This window comes from Mesorhizobium sp. M7D.F.Ca.US.005.01.1.1 (assembly GCF_003952545.1).
Taxonomy (GTDB): domain Bacteria; phylum Pseudomonadota; class Alphaproteobacteria; order Rhizobiales; family Rhizobiaceae; genus Mesorhizobium; species Mesorhizobium loti.
The window spans coordinates 1,986,081-2,004,319 of record NZ_CP034453.1; the positions used below are offsets into that span (position 1 = coordinate 1,986,081).

General features: G+C 62.5%; 12 protein-coding genes. 8 read left to right on the plus strand and 4 right to left on the minus strand.

The window, feature by feature from the left end:
* Positions 1-193 precede the first annotated feature (193 nt).
* Together EJ076_RS09440 and aceA are read right to left on the minus strand one after the other, a co-directional pair.
* Entirely contained in the window at positions 194-436 is a 243-nt protein-coding gene (locus EJ076_RS09440) for a hypothetical protein (RefSeq protein ID WP_006202762.1), read from the minus strand.
* 59 nt (positions 437-495) lie between these two features.
* Entirely contained in the window at positions 496-1,785 is a 1,290-nt protein-coding gene (gene aceA, locus EJ076_RS09445) for an isocitrate lyase (RefSeq protein WP_126067710.1), read from the minus strand.
* 236 nt (positions 1,786-2,021) lie between these two features.
* Here aceA and EJ076_RS09450 point away from each other — a divergent pair, with 236 nt between their 5' ends.
* The 6 genes from EJ076_RS09450 to EJ076_RS09475 all read left to right on the plus strand — a co-directional run bounded on the left by EJ076_RS09450 (position 2,022) and on the right by EJ076_RS09475 (position 9,127).
* Positions 2,022-3,470 carry an XRE family transcriptional regulator gene (locus tag EJ076_RS09450; RefSeq protein WP_126067711.1) on the plus strand — a complete coding sequence of 483 codons (1,449 nt, stop codon included), beginning with the start codon at positions 2,022-2,024 and terminating at the stop codon, positions 3,468-3,470.
* A 135-nt stretch (positions 3,471-3,605) separates the two neighbouring features.
* Complete coding sequence (locus tag EJ076_RS09455) at positions 3,606-4,559, plus strand: DMT family transporter (RefSeq protein ID WP_126067712.1); 954 nt, start codon at positions 3,606-3,608, stop codon at positions 4,557-4,559.
* A 349-nt stretch (positions 4,560-4,908) separates the two neighbouring features.
* Positions 4,909-6,006 (plus strand): polyamine ABC transporter substrate-binding protein, encoded by a 1,098-nt coding sequence (locus tag EJ076_RS09460; protein WP_126067713.1) that lies wholly within the window; start codon positions 4,909-4,911, stop codon positions 6,004-6,006.
* Positions 6,007-6,180: 174 nt separating this feature from the next.
* A complete protein-coding gene (locus EJ076_RS09465) occupies positions 6,181-7,320 on the plus strand; it encodes an ABC transporter ATP-binding protein (RefSeq protein WP_126067714.1) in 1,140 nt (379 codons plus the stop codon).
* Positions 7,321-7,329: 9 nt separating this feature from the next.
* Positions 7,330-8,304, plus strand: a complete 975-nt coding sequence (locus EJ076_RS09470; protein ID WP_126067715.1) for an ABC transporter permease subunit — start codon at positions 7,330-7,332, stop codon at positions 8,302-8,304.
* Between the two features lie 4 nt (positions 8,305-8,308).
* On the plus strand, positions 8,309-9,127 hold the full coding sequence (locus EJ076_RS09475) for an ABC transporter permease subunit (RefSeq protein WP_109670225.1): 819 nt from the start codon (positions 8,309-8,311) through the stop codon (positions 9,125-9,127).
* Between the two features lie 19 nt (positions 9,128-9,146).
* Here EJ076_RS09475 and EJ076_RS09480 read toward each other — a convergent pair whose 3' ends face one another.
* Positions 9,147-11,000 (minus strand): AsmA family protein, encoded by a 1,854-nt coding sequence (locus tag EJ076_RS09480; RefSeq protein WP_126067716.1) that lies wholly within the window; start codon positions 10,998-11,000, stop codon positions 9,147-9,149.
* 218 nt (positions 11,001-11,218) lie between these two features.
* Here EJ076_RS09480 and EJ076_RS09485 point away from each other — a divergent pair, with 218 nt between their 5' ends.
* The gene (locus EJ076_RS09485; RefSeq protein ID WP_126067717.1) at positions 11,219-13,189 is read left to right on the plus strand and encodes an acetoacetate--CoA ligase; all 1,971 of its coding nucleotides are present in this window, start codon (positions 11,219-11,221) and stop codon (positions 13,187-13,189) included.
* Positions 13,190-13,506: 317 nt separating this feature from the next.
* On the opposite strand, the gene EJ076_RS09490 is transcribed toward EJ076_RS09485, so the two are convergent.
* Positions 13,507-17,466, minus strand: coding sequence for a PAS domain S-box protein (locus EJ076_RS09490; RefSeq protein ID WP_126067718.1), 3,960 nt, complete (start codon positions 17,464-17,466; stop codon positions 13,507-13,509).
* A 249-nt stretch (positions 17,467-17,715) separates the two neighbouring features.
* Here EJ076_RS09490 and EJ076_RS09495 point away from each other — a divergent pair, with 249 nt between their 5' ends.
* Entirely contained in the window at positions 17,716-18,174 is a 459-nt protein-coding gene (locus tag EJ076_RS09495; RefSeq protein WP_109670216.1) for a phasin, read from the plus strand.
* Positions 18,175-18,239: the final 65 nt, after the last annotated feature.

Here is an 18,239-nt window from a genome sequence, read left to right on the forward strand (position 1 = left end):
TTGAATCTCAGGCGCAATTGGCGTGAGATCGCGACCCATGTCAAGTTGAAATAAAAGGACCCGAAATCATCCCCGGGAGCAGTGTATTTCAAGCAACGCTACTGTACTGAACTGTCCACACGTGAGTTTCATAAAAAGAAAATTCACCTGCGCAGAGGCTGCGCAGGTGATGGGTCGGTTGCAATGATTTCGATCAGCCGTGGCTCTGCTGTGTGACAATCACCGGGATCAGCAGATCGCCCCAGTTGCCGTCACCGCCGTGATGCCGTGCCGAGCGCACGAGCTCCACCGAGACGCCCGCCTCGACCGCCTTCATCACCGACTGGTTGAGGCGGTGCAGGTCGTTGGCCAGCATGCGGATCGTCGCTTGCTGGTCGACGCTCATCGTCGTGGACTGTTCCTCGGCGCGTTCCTTGACACGGCTTATCGATGCCATTGGTCTTCTCCTTGTGTTCCAAGCCCTGTTGGGCGTTTCCTCTGTATTTCTGTGATCCGCTATTCCGCGGCCGGTTTGAACTGTGCGTGCTCGGTCGATTCATGCATGGCGGTGGTCGACGACTGGCCGCCGGTGATCGCCATCGACACGGCGTCGAAATAGCCGGTGCCGACCTCGCGCTGGTGCTTGGTCGCGGTGTAGCCATTGGCCTCGGCCGCGAACTCCGCCTCCTGCAACTCGGAATAGGCCGCCATCTGCCGCGCCTTGTAGCCGCGCGCCAGTTCGAACATGCCATAGTTGAGCTGGTGGAAGCCGGCGAGCGTGATGAACTGGAACTTGTAGCCCATGGCGCCGAGCTCCTTCTGGAACCTGGCGATCGTCGCGTCGTCGAGGTTCTTCTTCCAGTTGAACGATGGCGAACAATTGTAGGCGAGCAGCTTGTCGGGGTGATGCTTGCGCACGCCCTCGGCAAATTTCTTGGCCTGCACCAGGTCGGGCTTCGAGGTCTCGCACCAGATCAGATCCGCGTAAGGCGCATAGGCGATGGCGCGGGCGATGCAGGGCTCGATGCCGTTCCTGACATGATAGAAACCTTCTACCGTGCGCCCGGCGCCGTAGTCGACGAAAGGCTGGTCGCGTTCGTCTATGTCGGAGGTGAGCAGCTTTGCGGCTTCCGCATCGGTGCGCGCGACAACCAGGGTAGGCGTGCCCATCACGTCCGCCGCCAGGCGCGCGGCGTTGAGGTTGCGGATGTGCGCCGCGGTCGGGATCAGCACCTTGCCGCCGAGATGGCCGCATTTCTTTTCCGACGCCAGCTGGTCCTCATAGTGGACGCCGGCGGCGCCCGCCTCGATGAAGGCCTTCATGATTTCGAAGGCGTTGAGCGGTCCGCCGAAGCCGGCTTCCGCGTCGGCAACGATCGGCGCGAACCAGGTCTCGACCGAAAGCCCGTTGCCTTCGGACGTTTCGATCTGGTCGGCGCGCTGCAGCGTGCGGTTGATGCGCTTGACCAGTTCCGGCGCCGCATTGGCCGGGTAGAGCGACTGGTCCGGATACATCGCGCCAGCCGTGTTGGCGTCAGCGGCAACCTGCCACCCCGACAGATAGATCGCCTTCAGCCCGGCGCGCACCTGCTGCATTGCCTGATTGCCGGACATGGCGCCGAGCGCGTTGACGAAATCCTCCTCGTGGATGAGCTTCCACAGCCGGTTGGCGCCCATTTCGGCGAGGCTCTGGCGGATCTGCACCGAACCGCGCAGCCGCTTCACATCCGCCGCGGAATAGGGCCGTTCGATACCGTCGAAGCGACCTTCCGGCGCCGATGGGACGAGGTTGTAAAAATCAGTCATTGGTCACTCCGAACGGTTTCTGCACCTGGGTCCGGGCATCAATCATCTGTGCGCCGGAATATGACTGAATTTACATTGCGGCGCGAAATGAGCCAGAAGAATCATGAAAATCGCCAAAATATAAAGGAAAACCTGTGTTGCGTTTGACAGGCCTGCGCTGTAAATTTGTCACGATTGTAAAGCATGGCGCGGCGAGATCGCCGCGAAATATGTGTAAATTCTGTCAAGGACAGTCGATGGCTGACCAGAAAATATTCGCCGGGCCGCGCATCCGCCGCATCCGCAACGCCAAGGGCCTGACTCAGACGGCGATGGCCGAGGGCCTTGGCATTTCGCCATCCTATCTCAACCTGATCGAGCGCAACCAGCGGCCGCTGACGGTGCAGCTGATCCTCAAGCTGGCATCCGTCTACAAGGTCGACCCACACGAGTTGCAGGGCGAGGCAAGGGGGTCTGTCGCGGCCTTGAAGGAGGTGTTCACCGATCCTCTGCTGGTCGGCGAGCTGCCGGGAGATCAGGAGCTGATCGAGCTTGCCGAGGCAGCGCCCAACGCGTCCGCGGCGGTGATAAAGCTGTTCCGCGCCTATCGCGAGCAGGCCGAGCGCCTGTCCGACCTCAACGAGCTTTTGGCGCGCGAGGGTCGGGCGACGGCGCTCTCCGGCGCCCGCCTGCCGATCGACGAGGTGCACGAGATCTTCGAGCGCCGGCCGAACCATTTTGTAGCCCTCGAGGAGGAGGCCGCGGCATTCACATCGGTGCTCGATCCCGGCGACGACCTGTTCGGTGCGCTGAAGGCCTGGCTGAAGCGCGAATACGGCATCGTCGTCAAGGTGCTGCCGGTCGCCACCATGCCGAACTGGCGCCGCCGTTACGACCGTCATTCGCAGCGCCTGTTCCTGTCCGAACGCCTGTCGCCGTTCGACCAGTTGCGCGAAGTGGCGATGGAGGCATGCCTGATCCGCATGACGGTCGCGATCGCCGGCGAGATCCAGGCGCTCAAACTCACCACCGACGAAGCCCGCCGGCTGGCCCGCTTCGAACTTGGCCGCTATGCGGCGCATGCGCTGATGATGCCTTACCAGGCCTTTCACGCGGCTGCCGTGCGCGCCCGCTATGACATCGACGTCCTGCGTTCGCGCTTCGGTGTCTCCTTCGAACAGGCGGCCAACCGGCTGACCATGCTGCAGCGGCAGGGTGCCTCAGGCGTGCCGTTCTTCATGCTGGAGGTCGACAATGCCGGCAACCGCTTCCGCAAGGCCGGCAGCCAGGGCTTTCCGCAAAGCCGCTTTGGCGGCGGTTGTCCCAAACTGCCCGTGCATGTTGCCTTCACCCAGCCCGGCCAGATCTTCGTCGAGGCAGTGGAAATGCCCGACGGCGCCGAGTTCCTGTGCATCGCCCGCACGCTGGAAGGGCCGCAAGGCGCGTTCTCGGAACGCCCGCGCCGCACCGCGTTGCTGCTCGGTTGCGACATCGGCTTTCGTGACGACATCATTTACGGCGCGGCACTGCCCGGCGTGGTTACCTCCGCAAAGGCCGAGGCCGGCAGTGTAGCGGCGACGCCGGTCGGGCCTGCCTGCCGGCTTTGCGAACGCGTCGGCTGCCTGGCGCGCGCCGAACCACCGGTGACGCGTCCGCTTGGCCTCGACGAGATGGTGACGGGCTTGAGCGCCTTCGATTTCCAGTAACGCCACGGCAAGGTGCCACAATTGTCGCCGGTCGCTGGCTCACCCCCAGCCGGCATCTTTGCGTTACGCGAACAGGGCACCTTTTCGTCGTCCCTTGCGCATCGTCCCGTCCACAAAAGCCCGACAGTCGCGCCCATGATCGACACCGCGTCATCGCCGATCCTTGCTTCCTCGACCATCCCGCAGCGGGAGGAGCGCATCGGCATGCTTTTGGTGTTCCTGTCGGCGCTGATGTGGAGTTTCGGCGGCACTATCGCCCGCTTCATCACCAATGGCGACAGCTGGACCGTTATTTTCTGGCGCTCCATCTGGGCAGCCGCCTTCCTGATCTGCTTCATGGTTTGGCGCGACGGCTGGCGCGGCATGCTGAAAATGTTCCGTGACATGGGTCTGCCCGGCCTTGGCGTCGGGATCTGCTTCGCCACCGCATCGACCGCGTTCGTCGTGGCGCTTGCCTACACCACCGTCGCCAACATCCTGTTGATGCAGGCCGGCGTGCCGTTGCTGGCCGCGCTGTTTGCCTGGGCGTTGTTCCGCGAAAGGGTTGGCATCACGACCTGGGTGGCGATTGCCGCCGTCATCGCCGGCGTCGCCATCATGGTGTCGGAATCGCTCGATGGCGCGGTCTCACCCATAGGCGACGGGCTGGCGCTGTTGATCGCGATCATGTTCTCGATCGCCACAGTCATAACCCGGCGGTTTTCCAGCGTACGCATGACGCCGGCAACGTGCCTCGGCACCATGCTTGCGGCAGGCTTTGCCGCCTCACAGGCATCGACATTCGCTGTATCGGTCAGTGACATGGGCTTTCTCTTTGCTTTCGGCGTGGTCAATCTCGGCGTTGGTCTCGCGTTCTTCGCCACCGGCGCACGGCTGATCCCGGCAGCCATCGCGGCGCTGCTCGGCACGTTCGAGCCGATCCTCGGCCCGATATGGGTCTGGCTCATCCATTCCGAGGTGCCGTCGGCGCGCACCATCATCGGTGGCGCGGTGGTGGTGACGGCGTTGGTTGTCCATATCGGGCTCGAATTCAAGCGCCAAACACGGCCCGAGCGCGCTGGGGTCACCGGGGTGCCGTCGCCTAATTGAGGCGGTGCGCAGCTTTGCCATTGACAACTTCGTAGCCGCGCGGGCAGGCTGGGAATACGGCAACAACAAGACAGGCGTATCTTGCCAAGTGTCCCCGCCGGTCAGATCGAGACCGGACCATATCGTCGTATCTTTGCCCGCGCCACGGCGAAAGCTTCTGACGGCATCGGCACGCCTCCCAGGCCGCCGCAGGGACACAGAGCCATCTCTCGTCGCTCATCGAACCGGCCGCATGGTGTCGGCAGTTCGCCCTTGTCGCCCTCTGGAAAGCTCAATAGTCTGAAACAAATGCCCGGTCGCGCGGCCCCGCGACGAGCCGGCGAAGGAACACTCACCAAAGGAGAATAGCATGATCCGCAAAGCGCTCTGGCTTTCGGCAACCTCGGCATTTCTGACGCTTTTCACCGTCGGCGGTCACGCCGAAGACCGTGTCGTCAACGTTTTCAACTGGTCGGACTATATCGACAGTTCGATCATCGACGATTTCACCAAGCAAACCGGCATCAAGGTCGTCTACGACACCTTCGATTCCAACGAAATCCTTGAAACCAAGCTGCTTGCCGGCGGCAGCGGCTATGACGTCGTCGTGCCCAGCGGCAATTTCCTCGCGCGCCAGATCCAGGCCGGCGTGTTCCAGAAGCTCGACAAGTCGAAGCTGCCGAACCTTTCGAATATGTGGGACGTCATTTCGGAGCGAACCAGCAAATACGACCCCGGCAACGAATATTCGACTAACTATATGTGGGGCACGGTCGGTATCGGCTACAACATCAAGAAAGTGCAGGCAGCGCTCGGCACCGACAAGATCGATAGTTGGGATGTGTTCTTCAACCCGGAAAGTCTGGCCAAATTGAAGGATTGTGGCGTCTACGTGCTGGATTCGCCGGCTGACATGATCCCGGCGGCGTTGAAATATCTCGACCTCGACCCGAACAGCAAGTCACCAGACGATATCGCCAAAGCCGAAGAGGTTATGCTTAAGATCCGGCCCTCCATCCGCAAGTTCCACTCCTCCGAATACATCAATGCTCTGGCGAACGGCGACATTTGCCTGGCAGTCGGGTTCTCGGGTGATATCTTTCAGGCACGCAACCGCGCGCAAGAAGCCAAGCAGGGCGTCGAAATCGGCTACGCAGTGCCGAAGGAAGGGGCGCAGATATGGTTCGACCAGATGGCGATACCGGCTGATGCACCGCATGTCGCCGAGGCGCATGAATTTATCAACTTCATGATGAAGCCTGAAGTGATTGCCAAATCGTCGAACTTTGTGCTGTACGCCAATGGCAACAAGGCGTCGCAGCAGTTCGTCGACAAGGCGATCCTGGACGATCCGGCGATCTATCCGGACGCGGCGACCTTGGAGAAGCTCTATACCGTTCAGCCCTACGATCCCAAGACCCAGCGCATCATCACGCGGACCTGGACAAAGATCGTAACGGGCCAGTAGGCAATCTGACTCGACCCCGGCAGCCCTCTGCCGGGGTCGATTTCTCTAAAGCAATTGCAGGAAAGTGCGGACGGTTTTCCGTCCGGAATTGCGTCAGAACAAGGAGTTGGAGCGGTTCTGCGTTTCCGTGAAGCGATGAACCGTTCTAGGGGAATAATCAGGACGGAGTGGGACATGAAATCGCTTGGCAGCATCCGCAGGGATTTTGCGCCGTGGAACGACCCGAACGCCAAGCCATATATCCAGTTCGACAACGTCACCAAGAAGTTCGGTGACTTCACCGCCGTCAACAATCTGTCGCTGACCATCTTCGAGCGCGAGTTCTTCGCTCTGCTCGGCGCGTCTGGTTGCGGAAAGTCGACGCTGCTCAGGATGCTCGCCGGCTTCGAGGAGCCGACATCAGGCCGCATCCTGCTCGATGGCCAGGATCTGCGCGGCATCCCGCCCTACCGTCGTCCGGTCAACATGATGTTCCAGTCCTATGCGCTGTTCCCGCATATGACGGTCGAGAACAACATTGCCTTCGGCCTCAAGCAGGACGGCATGCCGAAGCCCGAGATCGCGTCGCGCGTTGCCGAGATGCTGAAGCTGGTCAAGCTCGAGCAGTTCGCCAAGCGCAAGCCGCATCAGCTGTCCGGTGGCCAGCGCCAACGCGTAGCGCTCGCCCGCTCGGTCGCCAAGCGGCCGAAGGTGTTGCTGCTCGACGAGCCACTCGGCGCATTGGACAAGAAACTGCGCGAGGAAACGCAGTTCGAACTGATGGACCTGCAGCAGAACCTCGGCCTGACCTTCGTCGTCGTCACCCACGACCAGGAAGAGGCGATGACCATGGCCGATCGCATCGCCATCATCGACAAGGGCGAGGTGATGCAGGTGGCAACGCCGGCCGAAGTCTACGAGGCGCCGGGATCGCGCTTCGTCGCCGGTTTCGTCGGCAATGTGAACATGTTCGAGGGCAAGATCGCGCGTGGCGAGGCGGGCGGCGCCAGCATCGATGCCGGCAATGGTATCACCATCCGCACCGATAATGCCGGCACCGCCAGTGCCGGGACGGCCGTCACCTTCGCCATCAGGCCGGAAAAGATCAAGGTGTCGTCGAAGAAGCCGGCCGAGGCGGTCAACGCCATCGAAGGCGAGGTCTACGACATCGCCTATCTCGGCGACATGACCGTCTATCACGTCAGGCTGGACGACGGCCAGGTGGTGCGCGCGAGCACCATGAACGCGGCCCGTATCACCGAGGATCCGTTGAGCTGGAACGACCGCGCCTGGGTTTCCTTCCGGCCCGACGCCGGCGTCGTGCTGACGCGGTAGGGGGCGAGCATGTCGAGCGCCGCCGTCACCACCGCATCAGCCTCTCCGGCAACCAATGCTGGCAAATCCGCCCTCGCCAGGCTGGGCGCGGCCTTCTTTGGCCGCCTGGTCATCATCATCCCCTATGTCTGGCTGCTGTTCTTCTTCCTCATTCCGTTCGTCATCGTCTTCAAGATTTCCCTTTCGCAGACGGCGATCGCCATTCCGCCCTATACGCCGGCACTCGATTTCAGCGGCGGCATTTCCGGGTTCGTTGCCCAGCTGAAACAACTCAGTCTCGACAACTACACCTGGCTGACGCAGGACGCGCTCTACTTCAACGCCTATGTGACCAGCGTCATCATCGCCGCGATCTCGACGGTCCTGACATTGCTCGTCGGCTATCCGATCGCCTACGGCATGGCGCGCGCGCCGGCAACCATCCGCCCAACCTTGCTGATGCTGGTGATCCTGCCGTTCTGGACCTCGTTCCTGATCCGCGTCTACGCCTGGATCGGCATTCTCAAGCCCGAAGGGCTGCTCAATCAGCTGCTCCTTGCCACCGGCGTCATCCACCAGCCGCTGATCATCCTCAACACCTATACGGCAATCTTCATCGGCATCGTCTATTCCTACCTGCCGTTCATGGTGCTGCCGCTCTATTCCGCTCTCGAGAAGATGGATTATTCGCTGATCGAGGCGGCCAAGGATCTCGGCTGCCCGCCGACCAGCGCTTTCTGGAAGATCACCTTCCCGCTGTCGCTACCCGGCGTCATCGCCGGCTGTCTGCTGGTGTTCATTCCGGCCGTCGGCGAATTCGTCATTCCCGACCTGCTCGGCGGATCGCAGACGCTGATGATCGGCAAGACGCTGTGGAACGAGTTCTTCGCCAATCGCGACTGGCCGGTGTCGTCGGCCGTGGCCGTCATCCTGCTGTTGCTGCTGATCGTGCCGATCATGCTCTTCCAGCGGGCTCAGGCGCGCGCTCAAGAAATGGACAGGTGACCTCATGAACACCACCTGGAGCCGCTTCAACATCACCTCGATCGTGCTTGGCTTTGCCTTTCTCTATTTGCCGATCGTGCTGCTCATCGTCTTCTCCTTCAACGAGTCGAAACTGGTCACTGTCTGGGGCGGTTTCTCGACCAAATGGTACGTCTCGCTGTTCCACAACCAGGGCCTCATGGACGCGACCTGGGTGACGGCGCGTGTTGGCCTGATCTCGGCCACCGTTGCGACGGTGCTGGGCACTCTGGCTGCACTCACTTTGACCCGCTACACGCGCTTCAAGGGCAGGGTGCTTTTTTCAGGCATGGTCTTTGCGCCGCTGGTCATGCCGGAAGTCATCACCGGCCTGTCGCTGCTGCTGCTCTTCGTTGCTGTCGGCCTCGACCGCGGCTTCCTCACCGTGACGCTCGCCCACATCACGCTGACCATGTGCTTCGTCGCTGTCGTCGTGCAGTCGCGCCTCATCACCTTCGATCGCTCGCTTGAGGAAGCCGCAATGGATCTGGGCGCAACGCCGGTGAAGACCTTCTTCCAGATCACGCTGCCGGTCATCATGCCGGCCATCGTGTCCGGCTGGATGCTGGCCTTCACTCTGTCGCTCGACGATCTGGTCATCGCCAGCTTCACCTCCGGGCCGGGCGCCACGACGCTGCCGATGAAGATCTACAGCCAGGTTCGCCTCGGCGTGACGCCGGAGATCAACGCCGCCTGCACCATCCTGATTGCCGTTGTGGCGATTGGCGTCATCATCGCCTCGCTTGCCAACAAGCGGCGCGAGGTGCAGCGCCAGCTCGACGAACGGGCCGCACAGCGCGGTTGAAGGTGGAAAGCGCGGCGGCCTATTCCCCCGAAACGCCGCGGCTGATCGGGGAAATGAATGGCGTGCTCCAGGTCCCGCCGACGAAGAACGACGACTGGTTGGGGCCTTGCTGACCATTGGTCTGTGTTGCCGCCTGGTCCGCCTGAATGACACCACCGGACAAGGCCAGTCCTCGGCCGGCGTAGGACGCGATGCCGGACAGCCAGATCTTGTACTTCGCCGAATTGGCCTCGGCCTTGTCGATCCGTGCCACGCCCTTTGAAATGCTGGCCTTGATCTCGGCGCCGTCGATCGGCAGCGTTCCGTCGGAGACGTCATCAAGCGCGAAGAAGCCGCCTTGCTCGGTATGCTTGAGGAAGGCCGGCAGGTTGAGCTTGCTCAACGCACCCGGTCCAAAGGTCGCCGAGACTGAGCCGTCGGCATTGTCGAAGATGGAGTCCCAGGTTCTGCCCGGTCCCTTGAGGATCACCGAGACGGTACCCGTGCCGACCGGCACCAGCCGGGTCATTCCGGCCGCCGTGCCGAAAGCACCGCCGTCAATGTCGGACGCCAGCAGCCGGATCTCGACCTGCGAGCCTTCCGGCTTGCGGTCGAAGCGAAGGCTGGTCTGGATGTTGCCGCCGAAGGCCGAGGCGTCGGAGATGTCGAAGACGGAAAGACCGTCCTTGACCTGGGCGGTGGCGGCGACATCGGCGAGCTGGATAGGTCCCGCCGTGGCGTGTGCTGCCGACAACCTCAGATCGAGGTTGATCTTGTCGGCGAAACTGGTGTCGATTTCGCCAGGCCCCGCCCCTCCGGTTGGCGCCAGCGGCGTGAAGGCCGACAGGAACGATCTGAGGTCGAGCGTGTCGAAAGCGAGCGTGCCGGAGATCACCGGCTGTGCTTCGCCAAGCGAGAGGTCCAGCGCACCCATTCCCGGATTGTTGTCCAGGGCAATGGCCGTGTTGTCGAACTTGACGCGCCCGCCGGTCGCCGTGATCTTGCTGGAAATGCTGACCGAGCCGATCGCAGCACCCGGAGCGATGCCGGCCTGCGACCATTCCAGGACACGCCGCAGCGAGGGTGCCGAGAATTTCGCCTGACCGTCGAAATAGGTATTTTCGGACATGCTGGCCGTGCCATCGAACGAGAAGGTAGCGGGTGCCGCCTTGAAGGACAGCGTGAGCGGCGCCGTACCGCCGGCAAACAGCACAAGCGGTTTCGGCGAGGCGACGTCCAGCGCAACGCTTTCGCCGCGCCAGATCCCTGTTGCCGACAGCGTCGCATTGCTGTTCATCGCCGCCCAATTCGCCTGGCCGGTCAAACTGCTCAGGATTTCGACGTCCTTGCCGGCAATGGAGGCCACCATACGGCCGTCGCGGAACTCCACCGTGCCGAAGGTGTCGGCCGGCAGCTTGTCGAGGTCCGGCTTGGCGGGGTCGGCATTGACCACGCCGCGGGCCGTATCGATGGAGCGCGTGATGCGCCCGCCGGTCGGGACGGCGGGCAGGAAGAGGCCGGTTGGCGTGCGCTGAACCCGGATCGTCGGCCGCACCAGCCGCGCCGTCGAAAACACCACGTCGCCGCGCAGTGCCGCCATGGCGGACAGGTCGACCTCGACCCGTTCTGCCTCGACGACCGGCGGCGCGTCGGTGTCGGTCCATTGTGAGAGCGTCACATCGGTCAGGATGGCGCGGAATGTCGGCCAGACCTCGATGCGCGGCGAACCTTCGATGGCGACCCGAAAGCCGCTCCAGGCACTCATTTCCCAGGCGATGCGGTCGCGCACGATACGAGTGGAAGCGATCAGCGGCAGGGCGGCAACCACCAGCGCGATGACGATACCGGCAGCGCCGATCGTCCATATTCCGCGCCGGATCAAAGATGATGGCATATCGCCCCGTATGCTTCCATTCCGACAAAAATCGCCCGACGGGCGTAACCCAGTCGTCACCACGACTTCCAGTCGTCACTACGACTTAGGGCTGAGGCATTTCAAGTCTTTATGGCCCGGCGATGGCATTTGCGCACATCTGGTCGCATTGACCGAACAAAATCTTGCTCTGCTGCGCTGCGATATGCATAAGCGATGGCGACCGTGGAGGAACGATCATGGCTGCCGAAGTACCGCTCTGGACCCCGACACAAGACCAGATTGACGCCGCGCCCTTGACCGCTTTCACCAAGGCAGCCGCTGTGGAAGCCGGCGTAACGTTTTCTTCGTATGCCGAACTTCATCGCTGGTCGGTCGAGGACCGCGAAGGGTTCTGGAGCCTGGTGTGGGATTTCTGCGGCATCGTCGGCGACAAGGGCACTGATGGGGGCGAGCCCGCGCTCGTCGATGGCGACAGGATGCCCGGTGCCTCCTTCTTCCCCAATGCCACGCTGAACTTCGCCGAGAATCTGCTGAGGAAGACCGGCGCCAGTGAGGCAATCGTGTTTCGCGGCGAGGACAAGGTCGAGCGTCGGTTGTCCTGGAACGAATTGCACGCACTGACCTCGCGGCTGCAGCAGCTTTTCCTGTCGCTCAAGGTGAAGAAGGGCGACCGCATTGCCGCCATGATGCCCAACATGCCGGAGACCATCGCCGCCATGCTGGCGGCCGCCTCGATCGGTGCGGTCTGGTCGTCCTGCTCTCCCGATTTCGGCGAGCAGGGCGTGCTCGACCGCTTCGGCCAGATCGAGCCCGTCGTCTTCATCGCGCCCGATGGCTACTGGTACAACGGCAAGGCGATCGAGGTCGCCGACAAGATCGCCGCGGTCGCGGCCAAGCTAGGCACTGTCCGCAAGATCCTGGTCGTCGACTATCTCGGCACATCGAGTGATGTCGCTGCTACCATCGACAAGGCGGTGGCGCTGGAAGAAGCGCTGTCGCCCTTCGCCGGCAAGCCCGTTACCTTCGAGCCGCTGCCGTTTTCGCATCCGCTCTACATCCTGTTTTCGTCGGGAACGACCGGCATTCCCAAATGCATCGTCCATTCGGCCGGCGGCACGCTGATCCAGCATGTCAAGGAACATCGGCTGCATGCCGGTCTCACCGACGGCGACCGCTTCTTCTACTTCACCACCTGTGGCTGGATGATGTGGAACTGGCTGGTGTCGGGGCTCGCTTCGGGTGCCACGCTGCTGCTCTATGACGGCTCGCCCTTCTACCCCGACGGCAATGTGCTGTTCGACTTCGCCGATGCCGAGAAGATGACCTTCTTCGGCACCTCGGCCAAGTTCATCGATTCCGTGCGCAAGGCCGGTCTCAAGCCGATCCGCACGCATGATCTGTCTGATGTGCGGGCGATTTCCTCCACCGGCTCGCCATTGTCGCCCGAGGATTTCCGCTTCGTCTATGACGGTATCAAGCGGGATGTGCACCTGGCCTCGGTCTCCGGCGGCACCGACATCGTCTCCTGCTTCGTGCTCGGCGTGCCGATCGAGCCGGTGTGGACCGGCGAGATCCAGGGACCAGGCCTCGGTCTTGCCGTCGATGTCTGGGACGATGACGGCAAGCCGGTCAGGCAAGAGAAGGGCGAGCTGGTCTGTGCAAAGGCGTTTCCGGCGATGCCGATCGGCTTCTGGAACGATCCCGGCAACAAGAAATACAGCGCGGCCTATTTCGAGCGCTTCGACAATGTCTGGTGTCATGGCGACTTCGCCGAATGGACCATCCATGGTGGCCTGATCATCCATGGCCGCTCCGACGCGACGCTCAATCCGGGCGGCGTGCGCATCGGCACGGCGGAGATCTACAACCAGGTCGAACAGATGCCGGAGATTCTAGAAGCTCTGTGCATCGGCCAGGATTTCGACAATGACGTGCGTGTCGTGCTGTTCGTGCGGCTGGCTGCCGGCGTACAGTTGGATGCGGATCTGGAAAAACGCATCCGCGCGAAAATCCGCATCGGGGCGAGCCCGCGTCACGTGCCGGCCAGGATCGTCGCCGTCACCGACATCCCGCGCACCAAGTCGGGCAAGATCACCGAACTTGCGGTGCGCGACGTCGTGCACGGCCGCGCCATCAAGAACAAGGAGGCGCTCGCCAATCCAGAGGCGCTGGAGCTGTTCAAGAACCTGCCGCAATTGGCCGAGTAGCTGCTAATGCATGTCGCTCGAAAGTGACCCCGGTTTTGAGACACCGACATGCATGGAAAAGACTATCCGGCATGGTTAACCAAATATGTCGGTAGAATTTACCTAGATTTCACGAGTGGTACACATTCGTAAATTTTCCGCCGCGCCGGTAAGGAGTTGTTAACGTCCGGCGTCGATAGTCGCATACAACTTGAGGGAGAAATCCCGTTCCTCAGCCCCCGGAGGATCCGAATTCGCTCAAGCCCCCGTTGTGACAGCAATCCCATCTCTTAAGGCGTCCTTTGGGCGCCTTTTCTTTTATCGGTACCGGGGCTGGCCTATTCCGCGAGCACGCGGGTCGACGGGAAGGCGACCTCGACCAGGGTGCCTTCTCCCGGTGTCGAGTTGATGGTGAATCGGGCGCGGTTGGCTTCCACCATCGCCTTTGTCAGCGGCAATCCAAGGCCCGTGCCGTCGCCGCGCCCACGCTTCAGCGCGTTGATCTGCTTGAACGGTTTCAGCGCTTGCTCGATCTCGGCCTGGCTCATCCCGATGCCGGTGTCGCGTACCCGCATGACGACGTCGCCCGATGTCTCATAGGCGGTCGAGACGATCACCTGGCCACCGGCCTGGGTGTAACGGATGGCATTCGACAGGATGTTGAGCGCGATCTGGCGCACGCTGCGCAGGTCGGCCACCACTTCCGGCAGCCGCGAAGCGAAGCTGGAGCGGATGATGACGCGTTCGCGGTTGGCCTGCGGCTGCATCATCGCCACCGTCTCGGCCAGTGTGTCGTTGAGCGACACCGCCTCGTAGGCCATCTCCTGCTGGCCGGCTTCGATCTTCGAGATGTCGAGCAGGTCGTTGACCAGGTCGAGCACATGATTGCCCGAGCGGTTGATGTCGCGCAGATAGTCGCGGTAACGGTCATTGGCGACAGGTCCGAACTTCTCGTCGACCATCAGTTCGGAAAAGCCGATGATGGCGTTGAGCGGGGTGCGGATCTCGTGGCTGATGCGGGCGAGGAAGTCGGTCTTCTGTGAAGACGCGCGCTCGGCCACCGCACGCGCTTGCGTCAAATCCTCTTCGGCCCGCTTCCACTGCGTGATGTCGCGCACGACAGCGCAGAAGCCGCTATCGTTGGGCAGCCGGCCAATGGTCATGAACAGCGGGATGAAGCGCCCCTGCGCCTCGCGCCCGATCACCTCGCGGCCGTCATTCATGACGCTCGCCACGCCAGGCTCGGACAGTCCGTTGAGGTAGTCGCGCGCCGCGCGCTGGCTTTCGATCGCAAACAGCGAGGCGAATGGCTTGCCGGTGACGTCGTCGCTGTCGAAACCGAACAGCGCTTCGGCCGGACGGCTGATCGAGCGGATGGTGCCGTCACGGCCGATCAGCACGACGCCGTCGGTGGCGGTGTCGATGATGGTGCGCATCTCGGCGATGCGCGCCTTGAGCTCGGGAATGTCGGGTTGCGTCTGCTCGTCGCCAACCGCATGCAGGGCCGCCGGTGCGTCATCCTCGCCGGAGCGGCGCACGACCAGCATCAGCGCCTTGCCGTCGCGCCAGGGAACAGAGCGCAAGATGGCCTCGATCGGGAATTCCTGTCCGTCACGCGTCTTCAACCGCAGCGCACGATCGGTGCCGTCGGTAGCGCCGTCGTCGGCGTAGGGGTCGGCAAACAGCGCGCCGAGGCCGCCGGCATCCGCCAGGTCATCGAGCGCCTCATAGCCGGTCAGATTGAGGAATTCCTCGTTCGCATAGTGCAACTGGTCGCCGGAATGGATGAGCAGCGGCACCGGCAGCTTGCCGAGCAGCGAGGTGTCTGGAGCCTTGTGCTCATCTCCGACGGAAAACGCCGACGGCACGAAGCCTTCGGTCTTGAGCGGCGGCACCTGCAGGCGAGGGCGCTCGACGCGTGCCGCGACGGCGTCGCTTGCGCTGGTAGTTTCCTCGGCGGATGCAGTCGCCTCCTTGTCAGGCACCGCGCCTTCCTCGTCGGGCTGCGCCCAATCCTCGCTATCCTCGGCATCGCGAAAATCAGCTGACGTCATGCTGTCGTCATCGACGGCGTCATGTGTCGCATCAGCGCCAGCCGGCTCTTCGCCAGCCGCGACGGGCTTGGTGATTTCTGGTTTCGCCGCCACCGGTTCGGAAACAGGGGCCTCGTCACTGTTGTCCGCGACAGGACCGCCGTCGTCATCATGGCCAGCATAGTCGAGCAACGAGCCCGTCACATTCGGCTCGGAAGGTTCCTCACGAGCCGCTTCGTCCAGATGGCCGCCGTCAAGCCGCGCCAGATCCCGCTCGTCTTCGGCATCGACATCAGACGGCTCGACCGGTTCGTTCTCTGGCTCTGCCGCAGGGATTTCGCTGGCATGCGTCGGGCCGCCGGCCGCCTCGACTGGAACTTCGGCCTTAGCGGTCGGCACATCCGCAATTTTCGCCAAAGATTCAGCAGACGTCTCGATCATCGCTTCCCCGAAGCTTTCGAGGCCGTGCTTCTCGGTCTCTGCCGGCTCGACCGGGGCGCTGTCCTTCTTCAGTCGCTCGCCGATCTCGCGGAACGCGCTGCGTTCCAGGGTCGACAGACCCTTGTCGTTGGCCGGCTGGCGATGTTCGGCGAGCCGGATCACCTTATCGGCAAAGCGTCGTTCCTGTTTAGGCACGATGGTCAGCGCCGGCACTTCGCCCTTGAACGGGTCCGATGCCTGAGCGTCCTCGGCCTTCGGCTCTTCAGCCTTAGGCTGTTCGAGCGCGGGTTCGACGGCTTGCGGTTCCGGCGTCGCCGGCGCCTCGCCATTGGGGACCAGCGCCATGCCGATCGCTTCCGGATCGACGACTGCATCGCTGGCGCGCGCGACGCCGAAGCCACGGAAACCCTCGAAGGCGCGGCTGCGGCCATAGACAGGCAGCGCCGCGAGGTCGACGGGTATCTTAAGATCGGTGCCGACGACCGGCCACAGCACGGAGCGCCCGGACCAGGTATCGCGCCGTTCCAGGAGGCCTGATATCTCGCCGGAGGGATCGAGGCCGAAGGTGGCCGCGACATCCCTGAAGCGCCGGCCGATCACGTCGGCCGCCGGCTTGCCGACGATGTCGGTGAATTCCGGCGACAGCGCACTGAACTTACCCTCGGCATCGGTGCGCCAGACGAAGCGTACCGGGGCCGCCGTGCGGTCGATCGACCGCGCAACCGGGCGTTCGAGAGGCGCGGCGGCCTTCGTATCGTCCTGCGTCGGATTTTCCGCTGCAACCTCCGGAAGGGTGCCGGGAGGCTCAACGGGCTCGGTTGCGGCTGGGCGGTCGGTTCGTTGTGCATCATCCTCACCGGCATTGAAGTACCAGTGATCATGTTGTGCCGGCGTGCCGTCGGCACTCCCCGGGTCGTTGTCCGCCGTCTCCGCGGGTTGCTCGGCTGTATGGATATTCTCAGGCTCGGCAGGCACCGATTTGGTCTCGGCGGCTTCCGCAACGCTCGGTTCGTCCACCGCGGCAGCCGGGTGTTCGCTGTCGACTGTCGGTCTGTTGTCCTGATCCGGTTCCGGCTGGGCGATCGTGCTTTCCGGAGCTGCAGTCTCGGTTGGGGCTGGCTGCAGTGCTTCCACGACGCTGTCGTCGGCAGCGGCTTTGTCGTCGAGCTGGTCCTCGTCGATCACCACCAGCAGATGCCGTTCCTCGGTCAATCTTGCCAGCCCTGCCGGATAGGAGACCGTGCGGCCGGGGACGAGGCGCTTGACGATGCGGTCGCTCTCGGCCGCGACATCGGCGACGAGCGCAGCCAGCGTCTCCGGCAAGATGCCCAGTGCCGAAAATCCTTCCGAGGCCGCTTCGACATGGCCGCCGGCGTCGACAAAGGCGATGAAGTGGCCATCCTCGGTGAAGCCGCTGATGGCGCGAGCGGCGATTTCGCCGGCACCGCGCGAACCTGTCTGCGCCGCCGGCACAGCGAGCATGATCGCCTTTTCGGCGTCCGGCATGGTCACTGCACTGGCCAGGAAGCTGACGGCGCGGCTGGTCAGGCCGGTCGCCAGCCGCACCATGATGGCGCGGTCACTGCCAATCTCGGGAAATCCGCTGGTCGCCATGATCTGGCGCCTGGCGATCAAGGGCAGTTGCGCCGAGGCGCCGATGATCGCCTCGATGTCGGGATAGCCGAACATCGCGGCGCCCGGTCCATTGGCCCAGATCACCTGCTCCAGATCCGCCGACAGGATCGCGATCGCGTCGCCGGCGGCAAAGCGCTGGCGGACCGCGTCGAGTACGGCGACGTCGAGGAAGGAATATTCGGACGGCATGCGCTTGGCGAACCCTCACGGAGCGGCGAATTTGCAGTTAACGCTTTGTTAATAAAAGCCGGAGGCGCGAAGGTCCACAAGCCAGAACGTGCAAAGGCTGGAATCTGGGCTCTTGGTTAACGGCCCAAAAGAAATTTATGGTGCAGTGCAACAAAGATATTGCAATGCACAAAATTTGCCTTTATATTGCCATCATACATGAACGAGACGGCTTTCTGTCAAAGCCGCTGCTGCTGAAAAGGATGGAAAATGTCCAGGACCAAGACTGCCGAGACGATCGAAAACGTTGAATTCCCGAGCTTCGATGCTTCCAAGGCCACCGACCAGATGCGCGCTTTCGCCGAAAAGGGCGTTGAGCAGTCGAAGGAAGCCTATGCCAAGCTGAAGACCGGCGCCGAGGAGACCCAGAAGGCTCTGGAGTCGACCTTCGAGACCGCCAAGACCGTTTCCAGCGACCTGTCGCTCAAGACCATTTCCGCTTTGCGCGCCAATGCCGAGGCCGGCTTCTCCCATCTCGAAGCCCTGATCGGCGCCAAGTCGCTGTCGGAAGTTGTTGAACTGCAGACCGCCTTCCTGCGCAAGCGCGTTGAAACGACCGTCGAGCAGGCCAAGGACTTCCAGGCCGTCGCCTCTAAGGCAGCCGAGGACGTCTCCAAGCCGATCAAGACCGCCTTCGAGAAGGCGATGAAGGAAATCAAGGTTGCCTAACATTTACGCATGATCTGAGGATGCAACAAAAGGTCGCATTTTCTTAAAAACGATCAGGCGTATGA

What these genes read in the sequence shown, in the direction of transcription:
- EJ076_RS09440 (WP_006202762.1), bottom strand. Translation starts at nt 436, where the DNA reads ATGGCATCGATAAGCCGTGTCAAGGAACGCGCCGAGGAACAGTCCACG.
- aceA (WP_126067710.1), bottom strand. Translation starts at nt 1,785, where the DNA reads ATGACTGATTTTTACAACCTCGTCCCATCGGCGCCGGAAGGTCGCTTC.
- EJ076_RS09450 (WP_126067711.1), top strand. Translation starts at nt 2,022, where the DNA reads ATGGCTGACCAGAAAATATTCGCCGGGCCGCGCATCCGCCGCATCCGC.
- EJ076_RS09455 (WP_126067712.1), top strand. Translation starts at nt 3,606, where the DNA reads ATGATCGACACCGCGTCATCGCCGATCCTTGCTTCCTCGACCATCCCG.
- EJ076_RS09460 (WP_126067713.1), top strand. Translation starts at nt 4,909, where the DNA reads ATGATCCGCAAAGCGCTCTGGCTTTCGGCAACCTCGGCATTTCTGACG.
- EJ076_RS09465 (WP_126067714.1), top strand. Translation starts at nt 6,181, where the DNA reads ATGAAATCGCTTGGCAGCATCCGCAGGGATTTTGCGCCGTGGAACGAC.
- EJ076_RS09470 (WP_126067715.1), top strand. Translation starts at nt 7,330, where the DNA reads ATGTCGAGCGCCGCCGTCACCACCGCATCAGCCTCTCCGGCAACCAAT.
- EJ076_RS09475 (WP_109670225.1), top strand. Translation starts at nt 8,309, where the DNA reads ATGAACACCACCTGGAGCCGCTTCAACATCACCTCGATCGTGCTTGGC.
- EJ076_RS09480 (WP_126067716.1), bottom strand. Translation starts at nt 11,000, where the DNA reads ATGCCATCATCTTTGATCCGGCGCGGAATATGGACGATCGGCGCTGCC.
- EJ076_RS09485 (WP_126067717.1), top strand. Translation starts at nt 11,219, where the DNA reads ATGGCTGCCGAAGTACCGCTCTGGACCCCGACACAAGACCAGATTGAC.
- EJ076_RS09490 (WP_126067718.1), bottom strand. Translation starts at nt 17,466, where the DNA reads ATGCCGTCCGAATATTCCTTCCTCGACGTCGCCGTACTCGACGCGGTC.
- EJ076_RS09495 (WP_109670216.1), top strand. Translation starts at nt 17,716, where the DNA reads ATGTCCAGGACCAAGACTGCCGAGACGATCGAAAACGTTGAATTCCCG.